This window comes from Algoriphagus sp., assembly GCF_046296635.1.
Taxonomy (GTDB): Bacteria; Bacteroidota; Bacteroidia; order Cytophagales; family Cyclobacteriaceae; genus Algoriphagus.
Window position 1 is genome coordinate 71,351 of the sequence record NZ_JBKBKZ010000021.1, and the last position, 24,229, is coordinate 95,579.

Consider the following 24,229-nt stretch of genomic DNA (forward strand, 5'->3'; position numbering starts at 1 on the left):
CTTAATTGATTTGATTAGGTTGAAGCGGCATTCCTTGCCTTACTTGCATTACACCCGTGGTGAGTACCAGATCGCCTTCATTCAGTCCGGAGAGGACCTGTACTTGAGTATCTGTTCGAGTTCCAATTTCAACAATTCGCTGTTCAGCTTTACCATCAGCTCCTACCACAAAAACCTTGTAACCTGAAAGTTCAGGAATAACCGACTCTGCAGGAACCAGTAAAGCCTCTTCCGTGACTTCCAGTATAAAGCGTATTTTCACAAACATCCCCGGAAGGAATCTCCTGTCTTTATTTGGGCTCTGAGCGCGAAGCTTGAGTGTTCGAGTAGCCAAATCTATCTGAGGCTCAAATGCAAAAACTCGACCTTCAACTTCCTCTTTTGAACCCTCATTGGAGAAATAAACCGGAGAGTTTAGCGTAACCTGATTTGCATATCGCTCGGGTATCGAAAACTCTATTTTGATCGGATCGATATTTACCAAACTGACCAAGATATCATTGGTGCTGATCACCGAACCTTCAGAAACTTGTCTTAATCCCAAAATTCCGCTGAAAGGTGCTCTGATCACAGTTTTTGAAAGCTGCGCTTCGACGAGTTTAATATCTGTCAATGCGGTATTAAATTGATTCAGAGCAATGTCATATTCTTCTTGACTGATAGCTTCACGAGCTAAAAGTTGCTTTTGACGGTTTTCTTGAGTTTCAAAAAGCTTCTGAGTGTATTGAAGTCGCTGAGATTGCGCTTGGAGTTCATCATCATTCAGGTAAACAAGTGGAGTACCTTTTGATACAAATTGACCTTCTCTAAAAGCTATGCGAGTAACCAAGCCTGAGATTTCGGATCGAAGATTCACAGATTCATTTGGAAGAATCGTCCCTGACACCTGAAGTTGATTTCGAAGCGTCTCCTTTTTAAGCTTAACCACACTTACAGGAAGATTTTGGCCAGCACCTCCAGCACCACCACCTGATGCAGCAGAATTCTGTGCACTTCCTCCCTGATTACTTATTCTCGGGTAAAAATAGGCAATAGCAATGATGGCAATGATACCGATGATCAGAGCAATTTTGGTTTGTTTTTTCATTTAAGGCAATAGGTCTGTTTACTGTTGGTTTTTGATGAAAGCCACTGATAGGTTATTAAATTGGTCGGGTTGTTCCACATTGACTACATGACCACACTTTTCAAGTATTTTAAGAATCGAGTTTTTATGTTCCTTCACTAATTTCTTCACCGGTTCCAAAAACATCACATCCTGATCACCCATCACATAAAGAGTTGGGATTCCTAGATCTTTTTCTTTGAAAAATTTCAACAAAGGATTGATTTCGCTGGTCAATTTAAACCAGCGGATGAATTCTTTTTGACAAAGTTTTTGAGCTTCACGCACGAAGAGGTTGCGTGATTCCTCATGCTGTTTGCGTGGCATGATAATAAAAGCAAACAAGCGATAAAGCCACATGTATGGAATGACACGCTTGAAGGTATTTCCGAGAAAAACCAGAATCCTGCTTTGGGTGGTAAGACGGGTAATCGCTCCTGCCATGACTAGCGATTTGACGCGCTGAGGCTCCAGTTCAGCTAATTGACGAGCCAGAATGGTCCCCAGAGAAACGCCCATAAAGTGGGCCGGAGGAACCTTGAGATGATCTAGAACCTCAATGATATCATTGGTAACCGCCTCAAAAGTGTATCGTTCTTCCCAAATATCCTGGGGAAGATCGGCAGACTTACCATGTCCTCTAAGATCGATCAGGAGGAGATTAAATTCCTTTTTGAAGTCCTTGAGCTGCTTATACCACACGGCAGAAGATCCCCCTGCGCCATGGATAAACACTACCCACTCGGTACTCTGCGGATGTACAAATTCCTTGTAATACAACATAAGACCTTAGACTGTCAAAAAGGATAAAAGTTTACCGAACATCAAAAATACAGCATATTCTATGTAAGAATTCAGAAAAGATACTGAAGGCAAATCTTCACTACCAAAGGAAAAAAAAGGGGATGCCATTGTCAGCTTTTGAGATAATATCAAAATGGGGCTGAAAGTCAAAACAATTTCTTGGAAAAATTATGCTCAATCCATGTGCTCTCGGGCTTGGGAATTGATATTTTTTATGAAATAGCTCAAAAGATCAGCAGGCTATTGAAATTCAAATTCAACATGGCAGTTCCCCCTGTAAAACAAAATTTGGATTTACAGTCAATGGTTGAATTTACCAAAGTTTAGGTGTGGGCTAGCGAACTCCTGATGGATAATTGCAAAAAAAAGCGCCCCAAAATTTTTGAGGCGCTTAAACTTTATTTTAGAATGTTTATTAGTTAAAGATATATCTTAAACCAAATTGCATTCTCCACACATCGGACACACCCGCAGTAGGTCTGTAAGTTTCAGTGATTAAGTTGGCACCGAAATTTCTCAATCTGTATTGAGAAACTCCCTGAGCGTTAGCAGGACCACCTTGATTATTTGCAGGAACAACCAACGGCTGAGTAGAATTGAATGTTTGCCCAATACCCCAATCCTTATTTAGGAAGTTCCCTACGTTAAGGATATCCAAACGGAACTCCAAGGTGTTTTTCTTTCTGTTGATATTTGTAAATAATTGCTGCGCAAAAGAAAAATCCGCTCTGCTCACCATAGGCATGATTACAGCGCCTCTTTCGGCATATTTTCCTCTATTGGCACTCAAATATTTATCCTGCTGAATGTAAGCTTCCCAAGCGGCAGCTTGCTGAGCCGAAGTGAACGTAACTGGCTGTCCACCGACAGTGACAGTGTACTGCTGGAAGTTCATCTGGTCCATATTCTTATGGATGTAAATCAAATCGTTGGAAGTACCACCATCACCATTCATATCTCCGGCAAATCTGTATGATGCATTGCCAATAGTGATTGATTCCCAGAATAGGGACATGGAGGTGTTACCAAACTTGAAGATATCTCTATTGTAACTGATTACACCAAAAACGCGGTGACCAAGGTTATTGGAGGATATTCCAAGGCCAGGATTATTTGGATCTCTGGAGATCGGGTTGTTAAACCATGTTCCAGCCGCAATAGATCCTGGATCAACAGTATTTCTGGATTCGCCGTAGCTGTAAGCAGCTTTCACATACAACCCATTTCCAAATGGTTTTTCCAAAGAAACCGAACCTACCCAAGAGTTACCAACAGCTTGGTTGGATAGAACAACCGCGTTAGGAACATTACTGTTGATTCTGTTTCTGATGTATCGAGGACGATTATCAGGACCGCTAAACTGAGATTGATGTACTGGAAGGTTACCATTGTAATAAGCAACTCCATTGACATCTGCAGAGTAGATGAATTCACCTGTCGCTACAATTCCACCGGGTAATAGCTGATCAATACCGATATTAGTTCTCCAAACTTGAGGGAATTTAAAATCACTCTCAGTTAAAGCTAATTCATACGAGGCAGCAGGATTTCCTGAAACTTCAGCAGGCTTGTAAGCATTTGGATCAGGATTGAAAGGTCTTGCTGTAGAGTTATCAAATTGGGCAAACCCTGTCAAAATACCATTGTTACCTACTTGATTGGAAATCCAAACATAGGCAGGTCTTCCTGTAAAGATTCCCGTTCCACCTCTCACTTGAGTTCTTTGGTTATTGAATACATCCCAGTTAAATCCTACTCTTGGAGACCATAGAATGTTTGGATCAGGAAGTTTGTTAGTGCTGAAATTCACAAATGAGCTCGCAGGATTTCTGAAAAACAATTTTTCCACGTCTTCATTTCGAAGTGCGGTTTCACCGAAGAACGGAACATCCATTCTCAAACCGAAGGTTGTTTTAAGATTGGTTCTAATTTGGATTTCGTCCTGCACATAAAAACCAACATAATCTACCTGAAGAGGCTGGATAGGTTTTTCTGAACCCGGAATATTATTCCATCTTACTTGGAATCTTCTTAGGTTAACGTTAGAAGGAATAGTGTTCCCATTTGCCAGAAAATTGTTGGCATCTTTGTAAAAATCATCCAAGGAATTGTACACATACGCAGACTGCGAACCAGGAAAAAACACGTTTTCCGACTCGTATCTTTCATAGCTAAACCCTGCGGTAATAGTGTGCTTTCCAGCGAATATTTGAAGATTGTTTTGAACTTGGAAAGTTTTGTATCTCAACTCATTATTTGGAGTGAATGGCTCAAATCCAAATGAAGTATAAGTCGAACCATCCTGAAGTATATCCACCATAGGGAAAAAATCTCCTCTGGATCCACGGCTTTCATCCTGATAAGTGTAACCAATTATTAAGCTGTTGGTCACGTTGTTTCTTATTCTGGAATTCAATTCCGCAACTATAGATCGAATGTTTTCATTGATGCTGTAATTGGAGTTCTGAAAATTCAAGGCCTCTGGTCTATTATTTCTGTTACCAAAACCAAGAGAAGAAGAACCAGACATCAATACGTCAGTAAAAGAATCCAAGTGATTGTATCTTACACTTAGCTTATTTTTATCGTTGATGTTGTAATCTAATTTCACTAAGAACTTGGTTCCAGCAGTTTCATTATCGTAATCTTGATAAGGTCCAGTTTCGTATCCAAATCTATCTCTCAAGAATCCACTAAGTTGATCAAGATCTGAAGCCAAAACACGAGTTACGTTCCCTTCAATTGGTTCGCCCCGATTCGCTCTCCAAGTAGTACCTGGTCTAGCTTCGACTTCGTCTTCAAAAGAAGCGAAGAAAAACAACTTGTCTTTAATGATAGGTCCACCTACACGGAAACCTATCTGTCGGTAAGTAAAGTCACCAGGATTAAAAGTGTTTTCACCTGCCTCGGTCCCTACGTTGTTGTTACTTCTCCAGAAATAGTAAGCGGAACCAGAGTATTCGTTGGTACCTGATCTAGTTACTGTATTTACTCCGGCACCTGTAAAGTTGCCTTGTCTTACATCGTAAGGAGCGACGTTGACGGAAATTTGTTCGATGGCATCCAAAGAAATTGGAGATACACCCGTTCTTCCTCCTGGGTTACTTCCACTTCCCAATCCAAAAGAGTTGTTGAAATACGAACCATCAACTGTAATGTTGTTCAATCGTGAATCCTGACCGGCAAAAGACTGACCGTTTGATTGTGGAGTTAAACGAGTGAAATCGTTAATATTTCTAGAGATTGTAGGTAGTCTGGTTAGCGCCTCATTAGTAATGGAGGTATTTGCACCTGTTCTTTCGTTAGAGAACAAATTGTTTGGACTTGAAGTGATGACCACTTCTGAAAGCTCTTGTCCATCTTCTCTCAAGGAAACATTGACATTGGAAAATACACCCAAAGAAAGAACTATGCCATCCACCTCTTGTGTGCTAAATCCAATGAATGAAACCGAAATTTTGTAAGGGCCACCAACCCTCATCCCTGGAATTGAGTACTTTCCATCAAGATTAGAAACAGCCCCATATCTAGTTCCGGAAGGAACGTGAGTCGCAACCACGTTCGCACCAGGAAGCGGTTGACCATTTGTTTCTGACACCACACCGGAAATACCCGAAGTAGTCACGCCCTGCGACAATGCAAGTCCTGTGCTGAGCACTAAGAACATTATTACCGTCAAGCCTTTAAGTAAATTTTTCCTCATATTTTTTGTTTTAATAGTGTTTGCTTTGATTTTAAATTTTTACAAAGGTAATTGGACTTGCAGGTTAAGTATGGGTAGTAAACGTTAATTTTTTGCAGGGCAAACTTCACAAAAATTAACATATAATTAACATGGCAAATGAAAAAAAATTTGAAGTATTAAAAAGTTTGGAGCCTTTTTTAAACTGATGTGCGTCGAAATAAGGAAAAACTACGATTTGTCAGTGAATTTTTAACCTGTTCCAAAATTAAAGAAACTAAAAAAGTTAACCATCATAATCGATAAAAGGGCTATCCAATTTCTTGAATAGCCCTTTTGAAGTAAATACTTTTTTCACCTATAGTGATTAGTTAGAAGATGTATCGAATTCCAACTTGCATGCTCCAAGTAGTAGAAATCGTGGTAATATCTCTAAATGGAGTGGTTGGAAGAACCAATTCACCGTTCTCTGTCACTGTGGTCATTCGGAATGTGGAAGGTCCGTTTTGCTGTCTGCTTACTGGTACAAGTAAGTTTTGAGCATTATTAAACCCTGTCGCAATTCCCCAATCTGAATTGAGCATATTTCCAACGTTCAGGATGTCTAAGCTTAGCTGAAGTGTATTTTTTCTTTTTCCAATATTAGAATAAACATCCTGAAGAAGTCTAAAGTCGAATCTGTTCAACCATGGAATTAAATTTCCATTTCTTTCAGCATATTGACCTCTTCGAGTACTCAGATGTGGATCATTATCTACGAATGCGTTGAAGGCGGCACGTTGTTGAGCAGCTGTAAACCTTACTTGTCCATTTACAACGATGTCAGCAAAATTTATCTCACTGTCGGTTGCAGGGACATAAATCAAGTCAGAATTAATCCCATCATTGTTGAAATCACTAGTGTATCTGTAGCTAAATCTACCTTGATTAGATCCATTGAAAAACAAAGAAAAAGTAGTCGAAGCATGTTTCAAATAGTCCAATTTGTAGGATAAACTTGCTACAACTCTGTGTGGAACTGCAAAAAACGAATTATACAAAATCTGCTCATTTGGGTTGTTGATATTGGGTCCGGCAAATGCAGAGTTCGCTGAAGAACCCGGGTTGCTTGAAACTTCATCAGCATAAGTATAGGTGTAGAATAATGATCCAAATAGACCCTTATTTGAATTTATTGTACCTCCAAATGTTGCATTGAATATATTACCTTTTTCTTTAGTGTTTGAAAGGATAAATACGTTATTCGCTCCTATTGCTGGATTAAATCGATTAGCACCACTTTGATAAAATTCTCTGGTTTCATTTCCATTATTAAAGAATTGAGTCGCCTCGCCTCTATTAGCTAAAAACTGATAAACAGCATTTACATCTCTGGTGTACATCAAGTCTGCAGTCAGCGTAATTGGAGTATTTGGAAGTTGATAATCTGAACCAAGGCTAGTTCTCCAAACACTAGGCATCTTGAACTCATCATCCACTAGGGCGATGGTGCCCGGTGCTCCACCACGGGGACTGGACAAGAAGACGTTTTCTGCACCTGCTGGCGGATTATTCGGCCAATGGTAAGGGTTTTCGTTAAATCTGATACCTCCTATCCAAGAGGATATCTCACCATAACTGTTGGGCTCAACATTATTTTGATATCCACCTGCTCCTGATGGCATATTTGTAAACCATACAAATGGAATGTTTCCATAAAAGATACCCGTACCACCTCTCAATTTAAGTTTACCATCTCCATAGAAGTCATAATTGAATCCTAATCTAGGGCTAAGATTAATTCTCGTTTTGGGCCACTCACCAGATTTATAATTTTTAGTGCCGCCATCGATAGATCTGAATTCCAAATTATCAATTTCTTGATTTGTGCTTAACTGGTTCAAGAACAAAGGAGCCTCAGCCCTCAAACCAATGGTAAGATCCAACTTTCGAGAAACATTAATTTTGTCCTGTAAATAAAAGCTAGCTTGTCCGAGGGTTATCCCTCCGTACGTATCTGCACCCTCGTAGGGGTAGGTCACTCCAAACATAATTGGTGCAACTTCATTTGGGGTACCTGTGGAAAGGAAATCTTCTACAGAAGCATATCTGTAATATGAAGCTCCAATTCTGAGAAACTGATTACCGAATGTCTGAGAATCATAAGCCAACCCGGCAGTCAGTTCATGTTTGCCTTCTATATAAGTAAGGTTATTTACAAAATTGAAGTTATTATTAATGACATCGTTTCCGAAGGTAAATGGATCATATCCTGCGGTGATGTAATTTGATCCAGTTGCACCTTGTGCAGGTCTTCCAGTCATTGGATCGATGTTAACATCTGCAAAAATATCGATCGTGGGGAAGAGTCTTTCGCTGAAGGTCGACCGAGTGGCCTGAATTTTTGAATAGGTACCTATAAATTGATTAGACAGCTTTGGAGAAAAATAACTGCTTAATTCCACGGCATATGAATCCACAATATCATCCGTTCCGTATTGGGTTGATTCGAAAGCAATAGACTGATCACTCACTCTATTCGTAGCAGATCTTGGTCTAGGTCCAGAATTTCCATTTACTAAAGATGATCTTGTTCCTCTGACACTACTGTATCTTGCTGCGAACTTATGCTTTTCATTTATATTCCAGTCTATTCTCGCAAATATTGAAGTGCTTTGATCACCTGCATTATTTGCGTATCCTTGATATCTACCCGGATCATAGTTCCAAGTATTAATGAGGTGATTTCTTACAGCGATGAGATCTGATTCTTTGGTTCTGGAAATGTTGTTATCCGGATTTGCAACACCATCCTGTGAAGGCCTCCAAAGGTTTACTGCCCCAGGATTTGTACCTTCATTTGTGGTTTGCTCCGCATTTACAAAAAAGAATAATTTATTTTTAATTATCGGGCCTCCCAATCTGAAGCCCATAATTTTTGTGGATGCCTGATTTTGCTCGTCAAGTTCCAAGTCTCCCACTTTTCTTCCGCTGTAGTTTTGGTTTCTAAAAAAACCAAAAGCTGAGCCTTCAAATTGGTTCGTGCCACTTCTTGTCACAGCATTCACGCCAGCCCCTGTAAATTGGCTTTGTCTAACGTCGAAAGGAGCAATATTTACAGTAATTTCTTGGATTGCATCCAGAGAAATCGGCTGAGATCTACCGCCTGGAAGAAGACCATCACTAAGTCCAAACCCATTATTAAAATTGGCACCATCGATTTGAACGTTATTGTATCTACCATCCCTGCCGGCAAAACTATTTCCATTTGCCTGAGGTGTCAAGCGAGTGAAATCTGTCAGGCTTCTACTGATCGTCGGCAAAGCGTTAACTTGCTCATTGCTTATGTTGGTGGCAGCCCCAGTTCTGGAGGATGAAAAATCACCTGTTCTTGATGAAGTAACTACAACCTCGGACAAGTCAGCACTATCATCTTCTAGAGAAACTGACAATGAGTATGGCTCACCCAGTTTTAAAATGATTCCTGTATAAGATTGGGTTCTATATCCAATAAAACTAACTTGAATTGTGTAGGGCCCTCCAATTCTTAAATTTGGTAAAGAAAATCTACCTTCTAAATTGGATACCGCTCCGTAGCGCGTGCCTGATGGCTCGTGTACAGCCACAACATTTGCACCGGGAAGTGTAATTCCCTCTCTGTCAGAGACAATCCCCTGTACAGAACTTGTAGTAACTTGCCCGATTGCCGAACCTATCGAATAAACGAAAAGGATTGAAACAAAAAGACTCCTTAATAATAATTGCCTCATGATTTTTTGTTTTAGTAAAAGTTGGTTTTGATTTTTACTCCTTGCAAAAGTAATTCGACCTCGGGGTAAGTAGGGGTAGTTACTGTTAAATTGTCAATTGAAAATCTCTCAATATTTAACATAACTTTAATATGCGAAAACAACCAATTTTTGAATTTTTATTAAAAAATTGATTCCTTTTTTAAAAAAAATATTAAAACGTGCTCTAAAAAATACAATTTTTTGATAATTAATTAAAGTCAACCTAAAATGTATTTCTGTAGAGATCAGAATATTTCACCATAGAAATACCTAAAAACAATCTATTTATATATATTTATTTAATAATTCAAAATATTATACCATTGAAGAGAAAGAACATAATTTGGCTATATTTGTTTCTACTTGCATCCTTAGTTGACATAACATTTTTACTTGAGGGTAATCTTGATATGAGATTTTATTCTAAGCCCTTGATTCTATTAGGCTTAATAATTTATTTTTATCAGATCACCCGCCCAATCGCATCTACCTTGTTAACTAAGACAATTCTCTCAGCATTGATCTTTTCTTGGGTTGGAGACATTTTGTTGCTTTGGCCAAATCTTTTCATCTATGGACTGGGGGCTTTCCTTATGGCCCAAGTATGTTATATCATCGGCTTCAAACTCGCCCAAAAAGGACCAAGCAGGCTGGATCAAGTGAATTTTATCAAGCTCTTTTTCTTTAACTTACCCATTTACCTCGCAGCAGCTTTCACTTATTACTTGATCAATCCGAACTTGGGTAGTTTGAAAATCCCAGTCATCATTTACATAATTGTGATCGTAAGCATGGTGGCTACAGCAAGAGAACGTTTCAAAAAGTGTAATTCCGCTTCATTTTGGCAGGTTTTTATCGGGGCAGTTCTCTTTTTCATTTCCGATGGTGCGATTGCAATCAGTCGATTCTTTAAAGATTTCCCTGAATCAGGAATTGTCATCATGGGAACTTACGTCATCGCACAACTCCTGATTGTCATGGGAATCAGATCTTATTTAGTAGATCATAAATAAAAATAGAGGCCGGAACCTCTCTTTTTACTTCTTCAAACTCACTCGAATCGAAAGTTCCTCCAACTGATCATCTGCAATCGTACTAGGAGAATCGATCATCACATCTCTTCCGGAGTTATTTTTCGGAAAAGCGATGTAATCCCGAATGGAATCCGATCCACCAAAAATGGCGCAAAGTCGATCAAAGCCAAAGGCAATCCCACCATGTGGCGGCGCTCCGTATTCGAATGCCTCCATTAGGAATCCAAATTGCTTTTGGGCTTCTTCTTCTGTAAACCCAAGGTGCTTAAACATCAATTGCTGAGTCGGGCGGTCATGAATACGGATGGACCCACCACCAACTTCAACTCCGTTAATTACCAAATCGTAGGCGTTTGCACGAACTGCACCCGGATCTGTATCCAAAAGCGGGATATCTTCAGGCTTAGGTGAAGTAAATGGATGATGCATCGCATGGTATCGTTTGAAATCTTCATCCCACTCCAAAAGAGGGAAATCCACCACCCAAAGTGGCTTGAATACATTGCGATCACGAAGCCCAAGCTCCTCACCCATCTTCAATCGTAATTCGGAAAGCTGTTTGCGGACAATGTTGGTATCACCACTCAAGACTAGCATCAAATCACCTGGTTCAGCACCAAATGCATCAGCCCAAGTTTTAAGGTCCTCCGGAGAATAGAATTTATCCACACTTGACTTTAAGGTTCCATCAGCATTGTAGCGCAGGTAAATCATTCCCTTAGCGCCAATCTGCGGACGTTTCACCCATTCCGTCAATTCATCGATTTGCTTGCGAGTATACTCGGCAGCTCCTTTGGCACAAATACCAACCACTAACTCCGCATTATCAAAAATTGCAAAGCCTTTCCCTTTGGCTACCTCATTCAATTCCACAAACTTCATATCAAATCGAAGATCCGGCTTGTCATTTCCATATCCTTTCATCGCATTCGCAAAAGTCATGTGCTCAACATAGCCAAGATCAATTCCTTTCACAGAAGAGAAAAGGTGCTTCACAAGCCCTTCAAAAGTATGAAGGATGTCTTCTTGGGTTACAAAAGCCATTTCGCAGTCAATCTGAGTAAACTCAGGCTGTCGATCAGCACGAAGATCTTCGTCGCGGAAGCACTTCACAATCTGAAAATAACGGTCAAATCCACTGACCATCAGCAATTGTTTGAAAGTCTGTGGAGACTGAGGGAGTGCATAAAATTCACCCGGATTCACACGACTTGGAACTACAAAATCTCGAGCACCTTCGGGCGTAGACTTGATTAGGACTGGAGTTTCTACCTCAATGAAGTTTTGCCCGTCCATATACTTTCTAGTTTCCTGCATCATGCGATGACGCAATTGAAGCTTTTCCCGAATTACATTCCTTCTCAAATCCAGATAGCGATATCGCATCCGAAGCTCTTCACCACCGTCAGTTTCATCTTCTATAATAAAAGGAGGAACTTTGGCAGAATTTAGAACATCCAGTTGAGTGACTTTGATTTCAATCGAACCCGTAGGCATTTTATCATTCTTCGCAGTTCGTTCTATCACTTTTCCGCTTGCGGATACGACAAACTCACGCCCTAATTGAGCGGCCTTTTCCAAAAGACTTTTGTCTGAAGAGCCTTCTTCAAAAATTAATTGAGTCACTCCATACCGATCACGAAGATCCACCCAGATTAACCCTCCTTTATTACGGACACGCTGAACCCAGCCCGCTAGAGTCACTTCCTGATTTACATGGTCGAGGCGAAGTTCGCCACAAGTATGAGTTCTCAACATTTTGATTCCTTGATTTTTTGGGAGGTCAAAGATAAATATTTGATTCAGAGATCACCATTTCTCTTTTGAAGATTCGCAACAAATGGGAGATTTTGGTTCAAAAAAGCTATTCTTTTTTGAGAAAATTTTAAAAAGTTATAAATCAGGCCTTTTTACTTTTAATTAACAAAAGGCAACAAGGCGGCACGAAAATTGGCAATTTCAACGCATTCATAGCCTTTCGGTTTGGAAAACAGCTGTGATTTTTCTTCTTTAGAACATATTTTCAACTCACCCTCTTGTAAATCAGCAATTAATGAACAACAAATGGATTGGTGCTGCCGCTCTTATGCTCACCTTGGGAGTAGGCGCAATATTCCAAATCGGCAACTTTACTTTTAATTCTTCTGAAGAAAAAGATTTTGTTGCTCTTGATAGCACTGGAATTGTACAACAAAAAGAAGTCTTCCTTTATGGCATTAATGTCACAGGCCTAAATATAGTAGAAGGAACGGTCTGCAAAAATCAAACTTTAGGCTCCATTCTTACCCCCTTCAATGTCTCCTATCAGATCATTGATGAACTAGCGAAAAAGTCGAAGGAAGTTTTTGATGTTCGTTGGATAGCTGCAAACAAAAAATTTACCATCCTCCAATCAGCTGATTCCCCAACAGCCCAATTTTTTATCTACGAACCCAACCCTGCGGAGTACGTGGTATTCAATCTCGATTCGATGGAGATTTACAAAGCCGAAAAACCAGCAATATATAGAACTCGTGAAGTCAGTGGCCTAATCGAGAATTCCTTATATGTGGACATGGAAAAACAAAAGGTCTCTCTCAATATCATCAATAAATTCGCAGATCTTTTTGGTTGGTCGGTTGATTTCCAAGGATTACAAAAAGGAGATCAATTCAAAGTTGTCTATCAGGAAAAAATAATTGACGATGTCGTTGTAAGCGTTTCTGGAATTGAACTTGCATTTTTTGAGCATAAAGGTAAACCTTATCATGCCATCCCATTTGAGCAAAACGGAGAAATGAACTTCTTCGATCAGGATGGAAATTCATTGAAAAAAGCTTTTCTACGAGATCCATTGGAGTACACCCGCATCAGTTCCAAATACAATCTTAACCGCTTCCATCCGGTACAAAAAAGGTATAAGCCTCACCTTGGAACAGACTATGCAGCCCTTACAGGCACCGAAATTCGATCAGTTGGAGATGGAACTGTAGTTGAAGCTCAATTCTCCTCAGCAAATGGCAATTATGTCAAGATCAAACATAACGGAACCTATTCCACCCAATACTTACACATGTCCAAAATCGGAAAAGGCATCAAGGCAGGTACCCGAGTCAGCCAAGGTCAAGTAATTGGTTATGTAGGAAGTACCGGTTTGGCAACAGGACCTCATTTGTGTTTTAGATTTTGGAAAAATGGAAAGCAGGAAGATTGGTTAAGAGAAGAAATTCCACCTTCTGAGCCTATTTCTCCAGCAAATAGAATGGCTTTTGAATCCAAAAAAGCAGAGTCCATGAGGCTATTGGCTGAAATGGGAAATGGAGAAAAGAAAATGCTAGCTGAAATCCCATTTCAAGACTATCCAGGAATAGACTAGAAATTTTATCTTTTAATTTTAAAAATATTCCAACGGTGGATTTGATCGATTAACTTCGGTCAAATCCACTTTTTTATATAATTCTTTGTGCCAGAAGATTCAACCCTAAGATAAAATTTATAGGCTCTCTTCGGTCTTCGGTCTACCGTCTTCCAACCGTCTTGGTTCAATAGCGCAAATTGTATATCTATATTTGTATTTATGGCACACGAAGAATCCATTCGAATCAATAAATACCTCAGCGAAGTTGGATTTTGCTCCCGCAGGGCCGCAGATAAGTTATTGGAAGAAAACAGAATCACCATCAATGGAAAGCTTCCCGAACTAGGCACAAAAGTACTTGCCATAGACGAAGTAAGAGTGGATGGGGAATTGGTGGGAAAACCCAAAACCAAACACGTTTACATTGTATTTAACAAACCTGTTGGCATAGTGTCCACTACAGATGTCAAAGGTGAAAAGAATAACATCATCGATTTCATCGGGCATTCGGAACGCATCTTTCCTATCGGCAGGCTGGACAAAGACAGCGAAGGATTGATCCTACTCACAAGCGAAGGAGACATTGTCAACAAAATTCTCCGATCCAAGAACAATCACGAGAAAGAATACATCGTGACCGTGGACAGACCAATTGACGCAAATTTTGTTCGCAAGATGTCTGGCGGAATCCCAATCCTCGGAACTGTCACTGATCCATGCAAAGTAGAACTTATTAGCCGGTTTAAGTTCAGAATCATCCTAACCCAAGGGCTCAATAGACAGATTCGTCGGATGTGTGAATTTCTTGGCTACACCGTCAAACAACTCAAGAGAATTCGTATTATGAATATTCAATTGGATATTCCTGTGGGCAAATGGCGGGATCTAAGTGCAAAGGAACTTGGAGAACTCAATTCATTGATTGCAGATAGCTCTAAGACTTCTGATTAGGTCAAATTTTAAGCCCTTTTATAAGGTTTATCGGCACCCATGCGGAATACGATAAAATTAAAAACATTCAAACTATATAAGTCATGATCAAGTCAGAAAAAGAATACAATGCTATAGTAGGAAGAATCGAAGAATTACTATCTGATCCTGAAAATATTGACAATTCGGAAGCTAAAGGATTTGTGGAGTTGAACTTACTTTCAGATTTGGTTGCAGATTTTGAAGAAAAAAATTATACAATTCATCCCCCAACTTTACCTGAAGCAATTAAACTTAGGATGAATGAGCGTGGATTAAGTCAGAAAGCCCTTTCGGATTTTTTGGGAGTAAGTACCTCAAGAATAAGTGAATATCTAAATGGAAAAAGCGAACCAACCTTAAAAATTGCTCGTGAAATTAGCCGGAAGTTGGATATTGAAGCCTCTATTGTTTTAGGCGTTTAAGCTTGCATTTTGCTTTAGAAATTCTCAATTTTTCTGATAAACACGCACATAATCCACCAGGTATTCACTTGGGAAGACACTGGCACTTGGATCACCCCCGTTTCCTCCAATAGCCAGATTCAAAAGACCACCTTACCGAATCAACTTTACCATTTTGGTCAAACTCATCTTGCCAAATCAAAACATAGCCAGAATTGGCTGGATTGAAGAATTCTTGAGCGAAGCAAAAGCCTCTTAAAATGATCAAAAGAAAAGTGTAGAGGAGTTTCATAATTCATTATAGGGATTTTGGTCACTGCGTCTGAGTTCCGATAGACCAAACATTCCCATTGAAATCTTTGAACATTCCTCTGAGGTCGGGATCTTCTTTTTGGATAGGTTCCTGCAATCCTTCGCAACCCAGTTCCAAGGCTTTTTTATAGACAGCTATTGCATCATGTACATAGAAGTGCAGCAAAAACTCATTAGCAGGATAGTCTGAAGTCGCCTCGCTCAGCATGATGACCGAATCATCCAAACGCAACTCTACATGCATCAGGGATCCGTCAGGCATTTCATATTTTCGCAGCTCTTCCGCATCAAACAGATCTTTCATAAGCTTAACAAATCGAGGAGCATTATCAACAATGAAATAAGGAGAAAGGGAATTATATCCCAGAGGCTTAAATTGAATCATGGCAAAGTCGATTTAAAAGTTTTATTTCTTTTGATCTATAAAATTTTACCTACCAGCTTCCACCGCCGCCGCCGCCGCCGCCGCCGCCGGAGAATCCTCCTCCGCCAGATCCACTACTTCCACCGCTGGATGGGCTATTACTGGATTGGCTAATTGTATTTGAAAGGCTGGAGTTGAGCATGTGTGCAAACGCAGCGTGCTGGATCATTCCCCCGCTATACCAAGTGGGGTGATATTGCTGTGCAGTGGAGCTCAAACTGATCATTTTCTGAAATTTCTCTCCCCAAATTTCATCCACATCTAAAACCATAGCATAAGGCAGAAGCGCCTCAAATTTCTCAGGAGTCAATTCAGGTGGATTACTGAACTGCAGCATTTTTTCTTCTGCCGCAGCCATGTACATCTTGAATCCTTCAATTTCCGCCCGAAGTTTCAGTTTCTCCTTAGCAGGTTTGCGGATCAACCATTGGTAGATGAAGAATAGGATAATATTCCCACCAATAAATCCAACGAGAAGTGGGGCTTTCCCCTCAAAAACAAAATAGTCCTCCATCTTAACGAGGAGAATGATATAGCCGATAATTATAAGAATTGGCAAAATCCAAAACTTTACATTGAAGCCTTTGTAGATCAAAGGATTCCACTGAGCATTCAGACTTGACTGAAATTTCTGAACAGCATCAGCTACTTTGGAATTGTATTTTCCATCAAGGGTGATGCGGCTACCTTTTCCAAATAATGAAGTCAGGAGTTGATTTTCTTCTTTTGGCAGGCTGTCATCAGGAAGTTTTTCTCGGATGAGATCAAACTCTTTTTGCTTGAATAATCCGAAAAGCGTGGATTTAGTGTTTTCTTCAATTCTCAGGTAGCGTTTTGCGGCAAGACTTACTACCGAGGCTGTAATAAAGTCCTGCCAAAAATATCCTTTGCTCAGCATACCTACCGATGCAGGTGAAAGTCCGGCGGGTGGATCAAAAAGCGGGATGACCGTAGGTTTGGGAGGATCAATTCCATAATTCAGCCAAGTGAAAAAGTAATACCCAAGCAAAACTAACCCAATTAGACCTGTTATTACCTGAAATCCAACCCGTTGGAATTCTGTTGGCGGCGGTGGTGGAGCAACTACTCCTTTGGAAAAACCGACGGCGATGCTGAGATTTTCTCCTGAGCTAAAGGGCCCTGCCGAAAAAGTAACAGTGCTTCCTCTTTCCGAAAATTCACAATTCTGTTCCGAACTTCCATATTGTCCGGTGTAACAGGCCATTTGGATAGTTTCAGCTCCCCGTGGAAGTCGAATTTCAGCAATTGTTTTCAAAACAGGAAAAGCCCACTGCGTACCATTTACATTCCAATATAGCTCATCATATCCTTCAAAAAACCTGATTTGATCAGGAACGGAATAGGTGATCTCGTAATCGTAAACTCCAGGTTCCAAGAAAACTGAAGACTCACCAACATAAATAGCGAGGTGTCCATTTTCCCGCTCGGTACGGTATTTAGACTTTATTCCATCTCGCTTTACCGAAAGAATGGAGTAATCGTTTTTTACTTTTCGATCCTGCTTATCAAACCGATCGATTGGCAAAGAGCGAATGATTCCTCGCTTGCCGCTGATTTCTGTGGCATATCGAAACTTTTCTAAAACAGTGATCTGCCCAGAAGGATCGATAGAAATAATAGAATGAAATTCTTCCAGTTTTTCCCCTTGAGCAGCGAGCTCTCCGAAAAGAAAAAAACCAAATAGAAAAAAAACAATCCTCTTCATTCAGAATTTCACTTGAGGAAGCTGACGTTCGGTTTCATTGTCCAATTCGAAAAACTTCGATTTGATGAATCCAAACATGTTTGACAGGATATTGCTTGGGAAAGATTCGACCAAAATGTTCTTTTCGCGAACGGTTCCATTGTAATACCTTCTGGACTTCTCAATGTCCTGCTCGATGACGGATAGCTCATCTTGAAGTTTCAAGAAGTTTTGATTTGCCTTCAATTCCGGATAGTTCTCAGCTAAAGCAAAAAGATTGACCAAGGCCTTGTTGAGTTGGTTTTCTGCCGCTTGATGACCTTCTACTGTTGTGGCAGCTTGTGCCTGATTTCTTGCTTGCACTACTTTCTCGAAGGTTTCCTGCTCATGTTTTGCATAGCCTTTGACAGTCTCGACCAGATTGGGAATTAAGCTGTAGCGCTTCTTAAGCTGCACATCGATGCCACTCCAGGCTTCTTCCACTAGAGTAGTTAGCCGGACGAGCTTATTGTAGATTCCAACTGCATAAAAAGCTATTAGGAGTACGATTACTCCAATAATGAGTAAGGTCATGAGCGCAGGTTTTTAGATATTAAAAATTAAGATTGAAATTCAAGATCAATTTAATGATTTATTTAAAAAGTATTTGGTCGGAATAAAATTGGTATCTGGAAACCCACTTTTAGTTTTGTTGAGTACTTTTTTGGTGGAAGATATAAAAAGGCAGAAACAATTTACAAAATCATCAACCCAACTTTAAACCATCAATTGGCTATTAGTCCTATAGCAACTCTAATGCAGTCCCGTGGCAAAGTCATTGATACTAAACCTCTGAAGACTTCTCGAAATACAAGTCAAGTCCTAAAAATCCCCAGATTCACTAAAGCCCACATTTCCACCAAATCCCCGGATTCCACAAAACCAATCAAAACAAGTTGATTAAGCCTATTTTTTTATATCGTAATGGACAAAATATAGTAATAACCAAAAAAGCTCCCAGTTTTGGGAGCTTTTTATAATAAACTAAATCTATCAATCACTAATTACATCGTATCAACTTTTTTCTGTCTTCCGGTGTATCCGAAGGCGGACTTGCCGACTCGGAGTTCTGTTCTGCGGTTCAGCTGATGCATCGCAGGGGTACAGGTCACCTCGTCACAGTTGTGGATCGGCTTGGTCTTGCCAAACCACTGCGACTCCAGTCTGTTGTCTTCAATGCCTCTGTTTTTCAGGTAGTCCTTCACCGTCTGTGCTCTACGCTCGGACAGCTTCTGATTGTATGGTCCATCGCCTCTCTGGTCGGTATGGCCCTCAATGTACAGCATCAGATTTGGCATACGCTTCAGCATGATCGCCGTGCGCTCCAGGTCAGCCCTGTGCACCGATCTCAACATCGACTTGTCAAAGTCAAAGTAGATCGTCGGAATGTCGTTGATCTCTTCCTGGATCTTCACAAAAATGTCCTCCGGCTCACAGAAGTCCATGTCCTTCAGCTCCTGTGGAATGTCATAAGTTTTGGTCGGATCAGGGAAGGCTTCCAATACCAACTCAGATCTTCTGTTCAACTGATGGTTGGTCTCAGAACATGGCTTGCCGTTCCCGCAGTCGTTGACCAACTGGCTCTCGCCAAACCACTCCAGTCTCACCCGGTCAGAGTTAATTCCTTTTCCTCCCAAATATTCGGTCACCGCTTTTGCCCGGTTGTTGGACAAGGTAATGTTGTATTCGTCACTCGCCCTGGAGTCGGTATGCGAGGCCACCAACAAATCCAAGAAGCTGTACTTGCCCATCAACTCGGCCAGCTTGTCCAATGCCGGAATCGCATCCTTGCGGATCACAAACTTGTCCAGGTCATAATACACAATGTCCACATGCACCGGCAACTGATACGGGATCGGCATCAGCCTGTACTCCCGTTTCACCGTGTCGCCCGCAAACCCTTTGGTCGTAATGCTCTCATCTGTCAGCGGGAAGTAGCCCGGCTTGGTGATCGTAATCCCAAAGTCACTCTCCGGCTCCAGCTGGGACGTCAGCTCTCCTTTGCCATTTCTGGCAGTAGGTACCATGATCCCCTGGGTCTTGTCCCGGAAGGTGGCCAAATAGCTGCTCGTGATCACCTCTCCGTTGCAATCCAGTACTCTGGCCAGGAACTGCTTGTACATCTCCTTGGCCATGTATATGTCATCCAGACCCATGCCCCCTTTGCGGTTGGAAGACAGATACACTATCCTGTCTTTGTCCTCCCGGTAAGCGAAGTCATCGGCCAGCGAGTTGATCGGTGTACCCATGTTTCGGGTGCCGCTGATGGCTGTCGGTGTATAGCTTGCTTCAAAAATATCCATCCCTCCAAGACCTTCGTGGCCCGTAGAGGAAAAGTAAAACTTGTTGTCCTTTCTGAATGGATGCGTCTCGTTCCCTTTGGTGTTTACCTCCGGACCAAGATTCACCGGTGTGCTGAACACCATGTTTTCGTCGTACTCTGAATAGTACAGGTCGTAGCCGCCCTGTCCCCCCGGCATATCCGAACTGAAGTAAAGCCGCTTTGCCTGCTCGTCTACATACGGATGCATCACCGCATACCCCAGCGAATCGTTGTACGGGAATGCCGTGAAACCTTCCAACTTGCCGTCAGAACCTACCTTGCTGTAGTAAATCTCCGGCTGTACCAAGATGTCCCTGTTCTTCTTCGTCTTGGTGATCGAACGGGTCACCGAATAAAACAACAGATTCTGAGAAGCTGCATAACTCGGATCCGACAGGTGCATCGTATTGGGAACATTCGACACTACCCGGCTGATATCTCCCGCTTTGTCCTGTCTGTACACCGAAAAATAACCCCGGTCTGTAAAGTCATTCTTATCCGCACTGAAAATCTTGTTCCGCCCGTCTATTCGTATGCCCGGCATCTGAGTAGGATAGCTCCCCCCTCTGTCCGATACAAAATATTTGTTCCCCTCTCCGTCCTCAATCATCGAAAAGTCGGACTCCGAACTGTTCATCCCCTCAACTGCCGACAGCTTCAACTTCCGTACACTCTGAGGTATCGTGCTCGGAGCCACGCCCAAACTGTCCGCTGTCAGACCCTTGGCTTCCACCATACTTCTCGCCTCGTCAAAATTGTCGGTCAAAATCCCCGCTCTCAGCAACTGGGTGTAATCCTCGCCCGTCACCTCCTCATACCCCGCTACCGTCTTCCACCATGTATACGCCTGACTGTAATCCCGCACCCTGTCCAAGGCCAGCGCCGTCTTCCGGGCTGTCTCTAGGTTGGGCTTCTTGCCATAGGCCTCCTTGTACATGTCCAGCGCATGCTGATAGTTCATCAGCTCCATCTGTTCATCCGCATAGCGCACTTTGGACTTCTGCGCATTTACCGCCCCAAGTGATCCCAAAAATATGCCTGCCGTAATCCCGAGTATCGTCAATGTCTTTTTCATGTGATTATAATTTTTTTTCAGCGGCCACATGGAATCTCGCATACCAAAAGCCGAATCCAAAAGAACCTTTCCTTTTATACCCATGATATCGGGTCTGCCTTGCTTATGTTGGCTCGATTTCATAATCAGAACCATCTTTGGTTTTTCATAACTGCTGTCCGAGGTATCATGTAGAACCCTACCGACAACTCATGTGAATTGTGTCTGTAATCATTCAGTACGTTCAGGTTCTTGTCATACGCATAGCCCAGTCTCAGACGGTCCGTGGCGAATATCTCAACAATCGCTGCCACCGCATTGCGGTTCGACAGGTTCGTATCCAGTGCATCTGCCCAGATGTTCACGTTGGATCGGTAAGATGCCCCAAGCCACAGCCGCTCGAAAAACAGAAACATCCCGTTGATGTCGTAGTTGGTCGGAGCGCCCTTCACCTGCTTGATCAGAAAGCTCGGCTTGAACCCCACGTTGTCCGAGATCGTCACCATTGCGCCTGCTGTCAGGTAGTAGTGAAAGTCGTGATACGCCAAGGCCATGTCTTCTTTCTCCAAGGCCTTCTTGCCGATCATGTTGTACACACTGAAGCCCGCATAGAACTTTCTGTTGTGAAAAAACAATCCCGAATTCAAATTCGGCGTGAACATGTTCACCCTGCCCTGAGGAATCAATCCGTCTCCCGGATCGTTGGGATCAAACTCGTTCCCGTCTATCATGTACTCGGACACTCCTACACTCGCTCCCATACCCAGAAAACTCTCTCTGCCCACCTGAATCCGGTAAGCATAAGTCAACAGTCCGGAGGTCGTACGTGCAGGACCCAGGTTGTCACTCATCAACGATACCCCGAAACCCATCGTCCCTTCGTTGGCACTCAGGTCCGCTGTCACCGTGAAGGTCTCCGGGGCTCCCGGAAAATCCATCCACTGGCTTCGGTACGTAGACTGGATGTAGGGCTCGCCCTTGTACCCCGCATACCCCGGATTGATGTGCAATCCGTTGAAGATATACTGGCTAAACTGTGGGAGTTGCTGCCCAAAAGTCCCTCCGGTGGCCAGCATGGCCACCAGAAAAGTCATTCCTATGATTTTAAAAGTCGTTTTCATAAGTCCTATCGATTATTCTTTGATTACCTGAATCCAGCCCTTGAACTCTGTGGTAGTACCCTGTGCGTCTGTTACACGAAGCACGTAGAAGTAAGTACCCGCTACCTGACCAGGTGCATCCCAGTCGTTGCCGTAGTTCTCACGCTCAAGGACGTGGTCTCCGTACCTGTTGAAGATCGTGATCCTGTTGCTGGAATACTTGCCAAGCCCCTGTATCTTGAACACATCGTTCTTGCCGTCTCCGTTCGGAGTGATCACATTCGGAATTCTGAACTCCTGGATCTCCGTCTCGTCGGTCGATTGGTTGTCACCCGGTGTCAACTCGTCCTGATCGGAAGCCACCACCGCAGTATTGAGCACTTTGCCCTTCGCACCTGCCTTAACCCTGATCTGAATCGTCACCGACTGTCCGGCTCCAAGGAACGGTATGGCAAAGCTCACGTTGTTGCCATTCACTGTCGCTGTCACTGTAGACCCGCTCGTATTGGCTGTCACCGTGAAGCTCTGATAGGTCACCCCGGCCGGAATGTTGTCCGTTAACACCACATTGGTCGCATTGGTCTCCCCGACATTGCTCACCACAATCTGGTAGTCGAACAAGTCGCCCTCAAATACCTGGTCCTGAATCGCTTCCTTCACCACACGCAGATCAACCTGATCATTCAATATTCTGAAGAATACCAGCGCATCGTCGTTGTTGCTTGGATTCACCACCTCTCTGAGTATATATCTCAGTGTGTAGGCTCTGATCTCATTCACCTGTGGAATCAGGCTCAACTCTCCGTTGTCGTTGATCAACAAACCGATGATGCCGTCCAACTCCGTGAATTCAAAGTCCACATCGGCCGGATTCGGTCGCTGACCTTTCAGCAAGTCGTTATCCAATATGTTACCGATCAGTCCGCCGTAGCTCAGGAAGTAAGACCCGAAATCATCATCGTTGGCAATGATCTCATTCGCCCCCACACCAACTACCAACTCGTCTTCAGCTCCGATCTCTTCCTCGGATGGCGTCTGTGCCTTCACACTCGCTACGTTAAGTACCCCTCCATTATCAAGATCCTTCTGGGTTACAGTATATTTTGTCGTGAAGCTTACTGATTTGCCCGCCTCAAGAACTTCCACTTTCTGTTCAAATCCTGTCAAAGGATCAGTTACCACAACATTGGTCAAAATCGCATCGCCTGTGTTGGTCACCGTGAGAGTGTAGGTCACTACTTCTCCAATCCCGCTTATCGTCGATTTATCCGCTGTCTTAACAATAGAGATCGTACAGCTGTTGATTGTCAACGTTACCGGAGTCCGTACTGCACTCTCACATCCTGCTTCGACATTCACCGCCGCTGCATAGTACGTAATGCTGCCCACCTCAGATAAACTTGGATTTTCAACCCGTACTCCTCCCGTTGGAGCATTATACCACACCACTTCAAATCCTTCTCCTGCAATCGCTGTAGCGGTAAGTACCACTCCTTCCGAAGAACACACTGACTGGTCTCCCCCGCTTTGCGGTGCCCCTGGAGTGGACGGCTGTGGATTCACCGTCACCGCCGTGCCTGCACTCACGCAGCCCGCCGCACTTTGTACGCTCACCGTGTAGTTGCCCGGAGCAACTCCCGCAAAAACATTCGATGCCTGGTAGTTCTGTCCATTGATTGAATAGGTCACTCCTTCAATCGGTGTTACTGTGATCACTCCCGTTGCTACTTCGCAAGTCGGTTGCATCACTTCCGCAACCGGTGCCAATGGCGTTGCAGGCTGTGGATTCACCGTTACAGGTGTTCCTGCACTGATGCACTCGCCATCAACAAATCGGGCTGTCACTATATAACCTCCAGCTGTCAGGCCACTGAATGTACCTGAAGTCTGATAAGCTCCACCTATCGAGAACTCAACACCCTCAATTTCGGTCACGTTGATGGTACCGGTCTCTTCCTCACAGGTAGGCTGGATTACATCAACCAAATCTGGTGCTGGTACTTGAATAACTTCTACCGCGACAATGTCACTTGTCACTTCTCCACACTCAGCAGTTACAACCACGAAGTAGTAAGTAACCCCTGCAGACGAAGTAGATGGAAGATAAGTCGACTCATTTGCTCCTGGTATCGCCGTACCGCCTACATTGCTGTTTTCGTCATTGCTA

General features: G+C 42.6%; 16 protein-coding genes and 1 pseudogene. 4 read left to right on the plus strand and 13 right to left on the minus strand.

Going from position 1 to position 24,229, the window contains the following annotated elements; all coding sequences use genetic code 11:
* Window position 1: 1 nt before the first annotated feature.
* The 4 genes from ACK4HU_RS15035 to ACK4HU_RS15050 all read right to left on the minus strand — a co-directional run bounded on the left by ACK4HU_RS15035 (window position 2) and on the right by ACK4HU_RS15050 (window position 9,340).
* Window positions 2-1,087, minus strand: coding sequence for an efflux RND transporter periplasmic adaptor subunit (locus ACK4HU_RS15035; RefSeq protein ID WP_409808102.1), 1,086 nt, complete (start codon window positions 1,085-1,087; stop codon window positions 2-4).
* A gap of 18 nt (window positions 1,088-1,105) precedes the next feature.
* Entirely contained in the window at window positions 1,106-1,888 is a 783-nt protein-coding gene (locus tag ACK4HU_RS15040; protein WP_409808103.1) for an alpha/beta fold hydrolase, read from the minus strand.
* Between the two features lie 436 nt (window positions 1,889-2,324).
* Entirely contained in the window at window positions 2,325-5,612 is a 3,288-nt protein-coding gene (locus ACK4HU_RS15045) for a carboxypeptidase regulatory-like domain-containing protein (RefSeq protein ID WP_409808105.1), read from the minus strand.
* 350 nt (window positions 5,613-5,962) lie between these two features.
* Complete coding sequence (locus tag ACK4HU_RS15050; protein WP_409808107.1) at window positions 5,963-9,340, minus strand: carboxypeptidase regulatory-like domain-containing protein; 3,378 nt, start codon at window positions 9,338-9,340, stop codon at window positions 5,963-5,965.
* Window positions 9,341-9,771: 431 nt separating this feature from the next.
* On the opposite strand from ACK4HU_RS15050, the gene ACK4HU_RS15055 reads away from it, so the two are divergent.
* A complete protein-coding gene (locus ACK4HU_RS15055) occupies window positions 9,772-10,374 on the plus strand; it encodes a lysoplasmalogenase (protein WP_409808108.1) in 603 nt (200 codons plus the stop codon).
* Between the two features lie 24 nt (window positions 10,375-10,398).
* Here the strand turns inward: ACK4HU_RS15055 and aspS are convergent, their stop codons facing one another.
* Window positions 10,399-12,153, minus strand: a complete 1,755-nt coding sequence (gene aspS / locus ACK4HU_RS15060) for an aspartate--tRNA ligase (protein ID WP_409808109.1) — start codon at window positions 12,151-12,153, stop codon at window positions 10,399-10,401.
* Between the two features lie 295 nt (window positions 12,154-12,448).
* Here aspS and ACK4HU_RS15065 point away from each other — a divergent pair, with 295 nt between their 5' ends.
* The 3 genes from ACK4HU_RS15065 to ACK4HU_RS15075 all read left to right on the plus strand — a co-directional run bounded on the left by ACK4HU_RS15065 (window position 12,449) and on the right by ACK4HU_RS15075 (window position 15,126).
* Complete coding sequence (locus ACK4HU_RS15065) at window positions 12,449-13,750, plus strand: peptidoglycan DD-metalloendopeptidase family protein (RefSeq protein WP_409808111.1); 1,302 nt, start codon at window positions 12,449-12,451, stop codon at window positions 13,748-13,750.
* Between the two features lie 201 nt (window positions 13,751-13,951).
* The gene (gene rluF / locus ACK4HU_RS15070; RefSeq protein ID WP_409808113.1) at window positions 13,952-14,683 is read left to right on the plus strand and encodes a 23S rRNA pseudouridine(2604) synthase RluF; all 732 of its coding nucleotides are present in this window, start codon (window positions 13,952-13,954) and stop codon (window positions 14,681-14,683) included.
* Window positions 14,684-14,766: 83 nt separating this feature from the next.
* A complete protein-coding gene (locus ACK4HU_RS15075) occupies window positions 14,767-15,126 on the plus strand; it encodes a type II toxin-antitoxin system HigA family antitoxin (RefSeq protein ID WP_409808114.1) in 360 nt (119 codons plus the stop codon).
* 24 nt (window positions 15,127-15,150) lie between these two features.
* On the opposite strand, the pseudogene ACK4HU_RS15080 reads toward ACK4HU_RS15075, so the two are convergent.
* The 8 genes and pseudogenes from ACK4HU_RS15080 to ACK4HU_RS15115 all read right to left on the minus strand — a co-directional run.
* Window positions 15,151-15,252, minus strand: a pseudogene (locus ACK4HU_RS15080) (glycoside hydrolase family 16 protein); the annotation flags it as partial.
* Entirely contained in the window at window positions 15,218-15,397 is a 180-nt protein-coding gene (locus tag ACK4HU_RS15085) for a hypothetical protein (protein WP_409808115.1), read from the minus strand. The pseudogene ACK4HU_RS15080 and the gene ACK4HU_RS15085, both read right to left, overlap by 35 nt.
* 21 nt (window positions 15,398-15,418) lie before the next feature.
* Window positions 15,419-15,802: a VOC family protein gene (locus ACK4HU_RS15090; protein ID WP_409808116.1), complete on the minus strand. Its 384-nt coding sequence runs from the start codon at window positions 15,800-15,802 to the stop codon at window positions 15,419-15,421.
* A 49-nt stretch (window positions 15,803-15,851) separates the two neighbouring features.
* Window positions 15,852-17,567, minus strand: a complete 1,716-nt coding sequence (locus tag ACK4HU_RS15095) for a DUF2207 domain-containing protein (protein ID WP_409808117.1) — start codon at window positions 17,565-17,567, stop codon at window positions 15,852-15,854.
* Window positions 17,568-18,119 (minus strand): LemA family protein, encoded by a 552-nt coding sequence (locus ACK4HU_RS15100; protein WP_409808119.1) that lies wholly within the window; start codon window positions 18,117-18,119, stop codon window positions 17,568-17,570. It abuts the gene before it with no gap.
* Between the two features lie 470 nt (window positions 18,120-18,589).
* Window positions 18,590-20,983 carry an OmpA family protein gene (locus ACK4HU_RS15105; protein ID WP_409808121.1) on the minus strand — a complete coding sequence of 798 codons (2,394 nt, stop codon included), beginning with the start codon at window positions 20,981-20,983 and terminating at the stop codon, window positions 18,590-18,592.
* 125 nt (window positions 20,984-21,108) lie between these two features.
* Complete coding sequence (locus tag ACK4HU_RS15110) at window positions 21,109-22,083, minus strand: type IX secretion system membrane protein PorP/SprF (RefSeq protein ID WP_409808123.1); 975 nt, start codon at window positions 22,081-22,083, stop codon at window positions 21,109-21,111.
* A 12-nt stretch (window positions 22,084-22,095) separates the two neighbouring features.
* On the minus strand, window positions 22,096-24,229 hold a 2,134-nt coding region (locus ACK4HU_RS15115), incomplete at its 5' end, for a gliding motility-associated C-terminal domain-containing protein (protein ID WP_409808124.1).

What these genes read in the sequence shown, in the direction of transcription:
- ACK4HU_RS15035 (WP_409808102.1), bottom strand. Translation starts at nt 1,087, where the DNA reads ATGAAAAAACAAACCAAAATTGCTCTGATCATCGGTATCATTGCCATC.
- ACK4HU_RS15040 (WP_409808103.1), bottom strand. Translation starts at nt 1,888, where the DNA reads ATGTTGTATTACAAGGAATTTGTACATCCGCAGAGTACCGAGTGGGTA.
- ACK4HU_RS15045 (WP_409808105.1), bottom strand. Translation starts at nt 5,612, where the DNA reads ATGAGGAAAAATTTACTTAAAGGCTTGACGGTAATAATGTTCTTAGTG.
- ACK4HU_RS15050 (WP_409808107.1), bottom strand. Translation starts at nt 9,340, where the DNA reads ATGAGGCAATTATTATTAAGGAGTCTTTTTGTTTCAATCCTTTTCGTT.
- ACK4HU_RS15055 (WP_409808108.1), top strand. Translation starts at nt 9,772, where the DNA reads ATGAGATTTTATTCTAAGCCCTTGATTCTATTAGGCTTAATAATTTAT.
- aspS (WP_409808109.1), bottom strand. Translation starts at nt 12,153, where the DNA reads ATGTTGAGAACTCATACTTGTGGCGAACTTCGCCTCGACCATGTAAAT.
- ACK4HU_RS15065 (WP_409808111.1), top strand. Translation starts at nt 12,449, where the DNA reads ATGAACAACAAATGGATTGGTGCTGCCGCTCTTATGCTCACCTTGGGA.
- rluF (WP_409808113.1), top strand. Translation starts at nt 13,952, where the DNA reads ATGGCACACGAAGAATCCATTCGAATCAATAAATACCTCAGCGAAGTT.
- ACK4HU_RS15075 (WP_409808114.1), top strand. Translation starts at nt 14,767, where the DNA reads ATGATCAAGTCAGAAAAAGAATACAATGCTATAGTAGGAAGAATCGAA.
- ACK4HU_RS15085 (WP_409808115.1), bottom strand. Translation starts at nt 15,397, where the DNA reads ATGAAACTCCTCTACACTTTTCTTTTGATCATTTTAAGAGGCTTTTGC.
- ACK4HU_RS15090 (WP_409808116.1), bottom strand. Translation starts at nt 15,802, where the DNA reads ATGATTCAATTTAAGCCTCTGGGATATAATTCCCTTTCTCCTTATTTC.
- ACK4HU_RS15095 (WP_409808117.1), bottom strand. Translation starts at nt 17,567, where the DNA reads ATGAAGAGGATTGTTTTTTTTCTATTTGGTTTTTTTCTTTTCGGAGAG.
- ACK4HU_RS15100 (WP_409808119.1), bottom strand. Translation starts at nt 18,119, where the DNA reads ATGACCTTACTCATTATTGGAGTAATCGTACTCCTAATAGCTTTTTAT.
- ACK4HU_RS15105 (WP_409808121.1), bottom strand. Translation starts at nt 20,983, where the DNA reads ATGAAAAAGACATTGACGATACTCGGGATTACGGCAGGCATATTTTTG.
- ACK4HU_RS15110 (WP_409808123.1), bottom strand. Translation starts at nt 22,083, where the DNA reads ATGAAAACGACTTTTAAAATCATAGGAATGACTTTTCTGGTGGCCATG.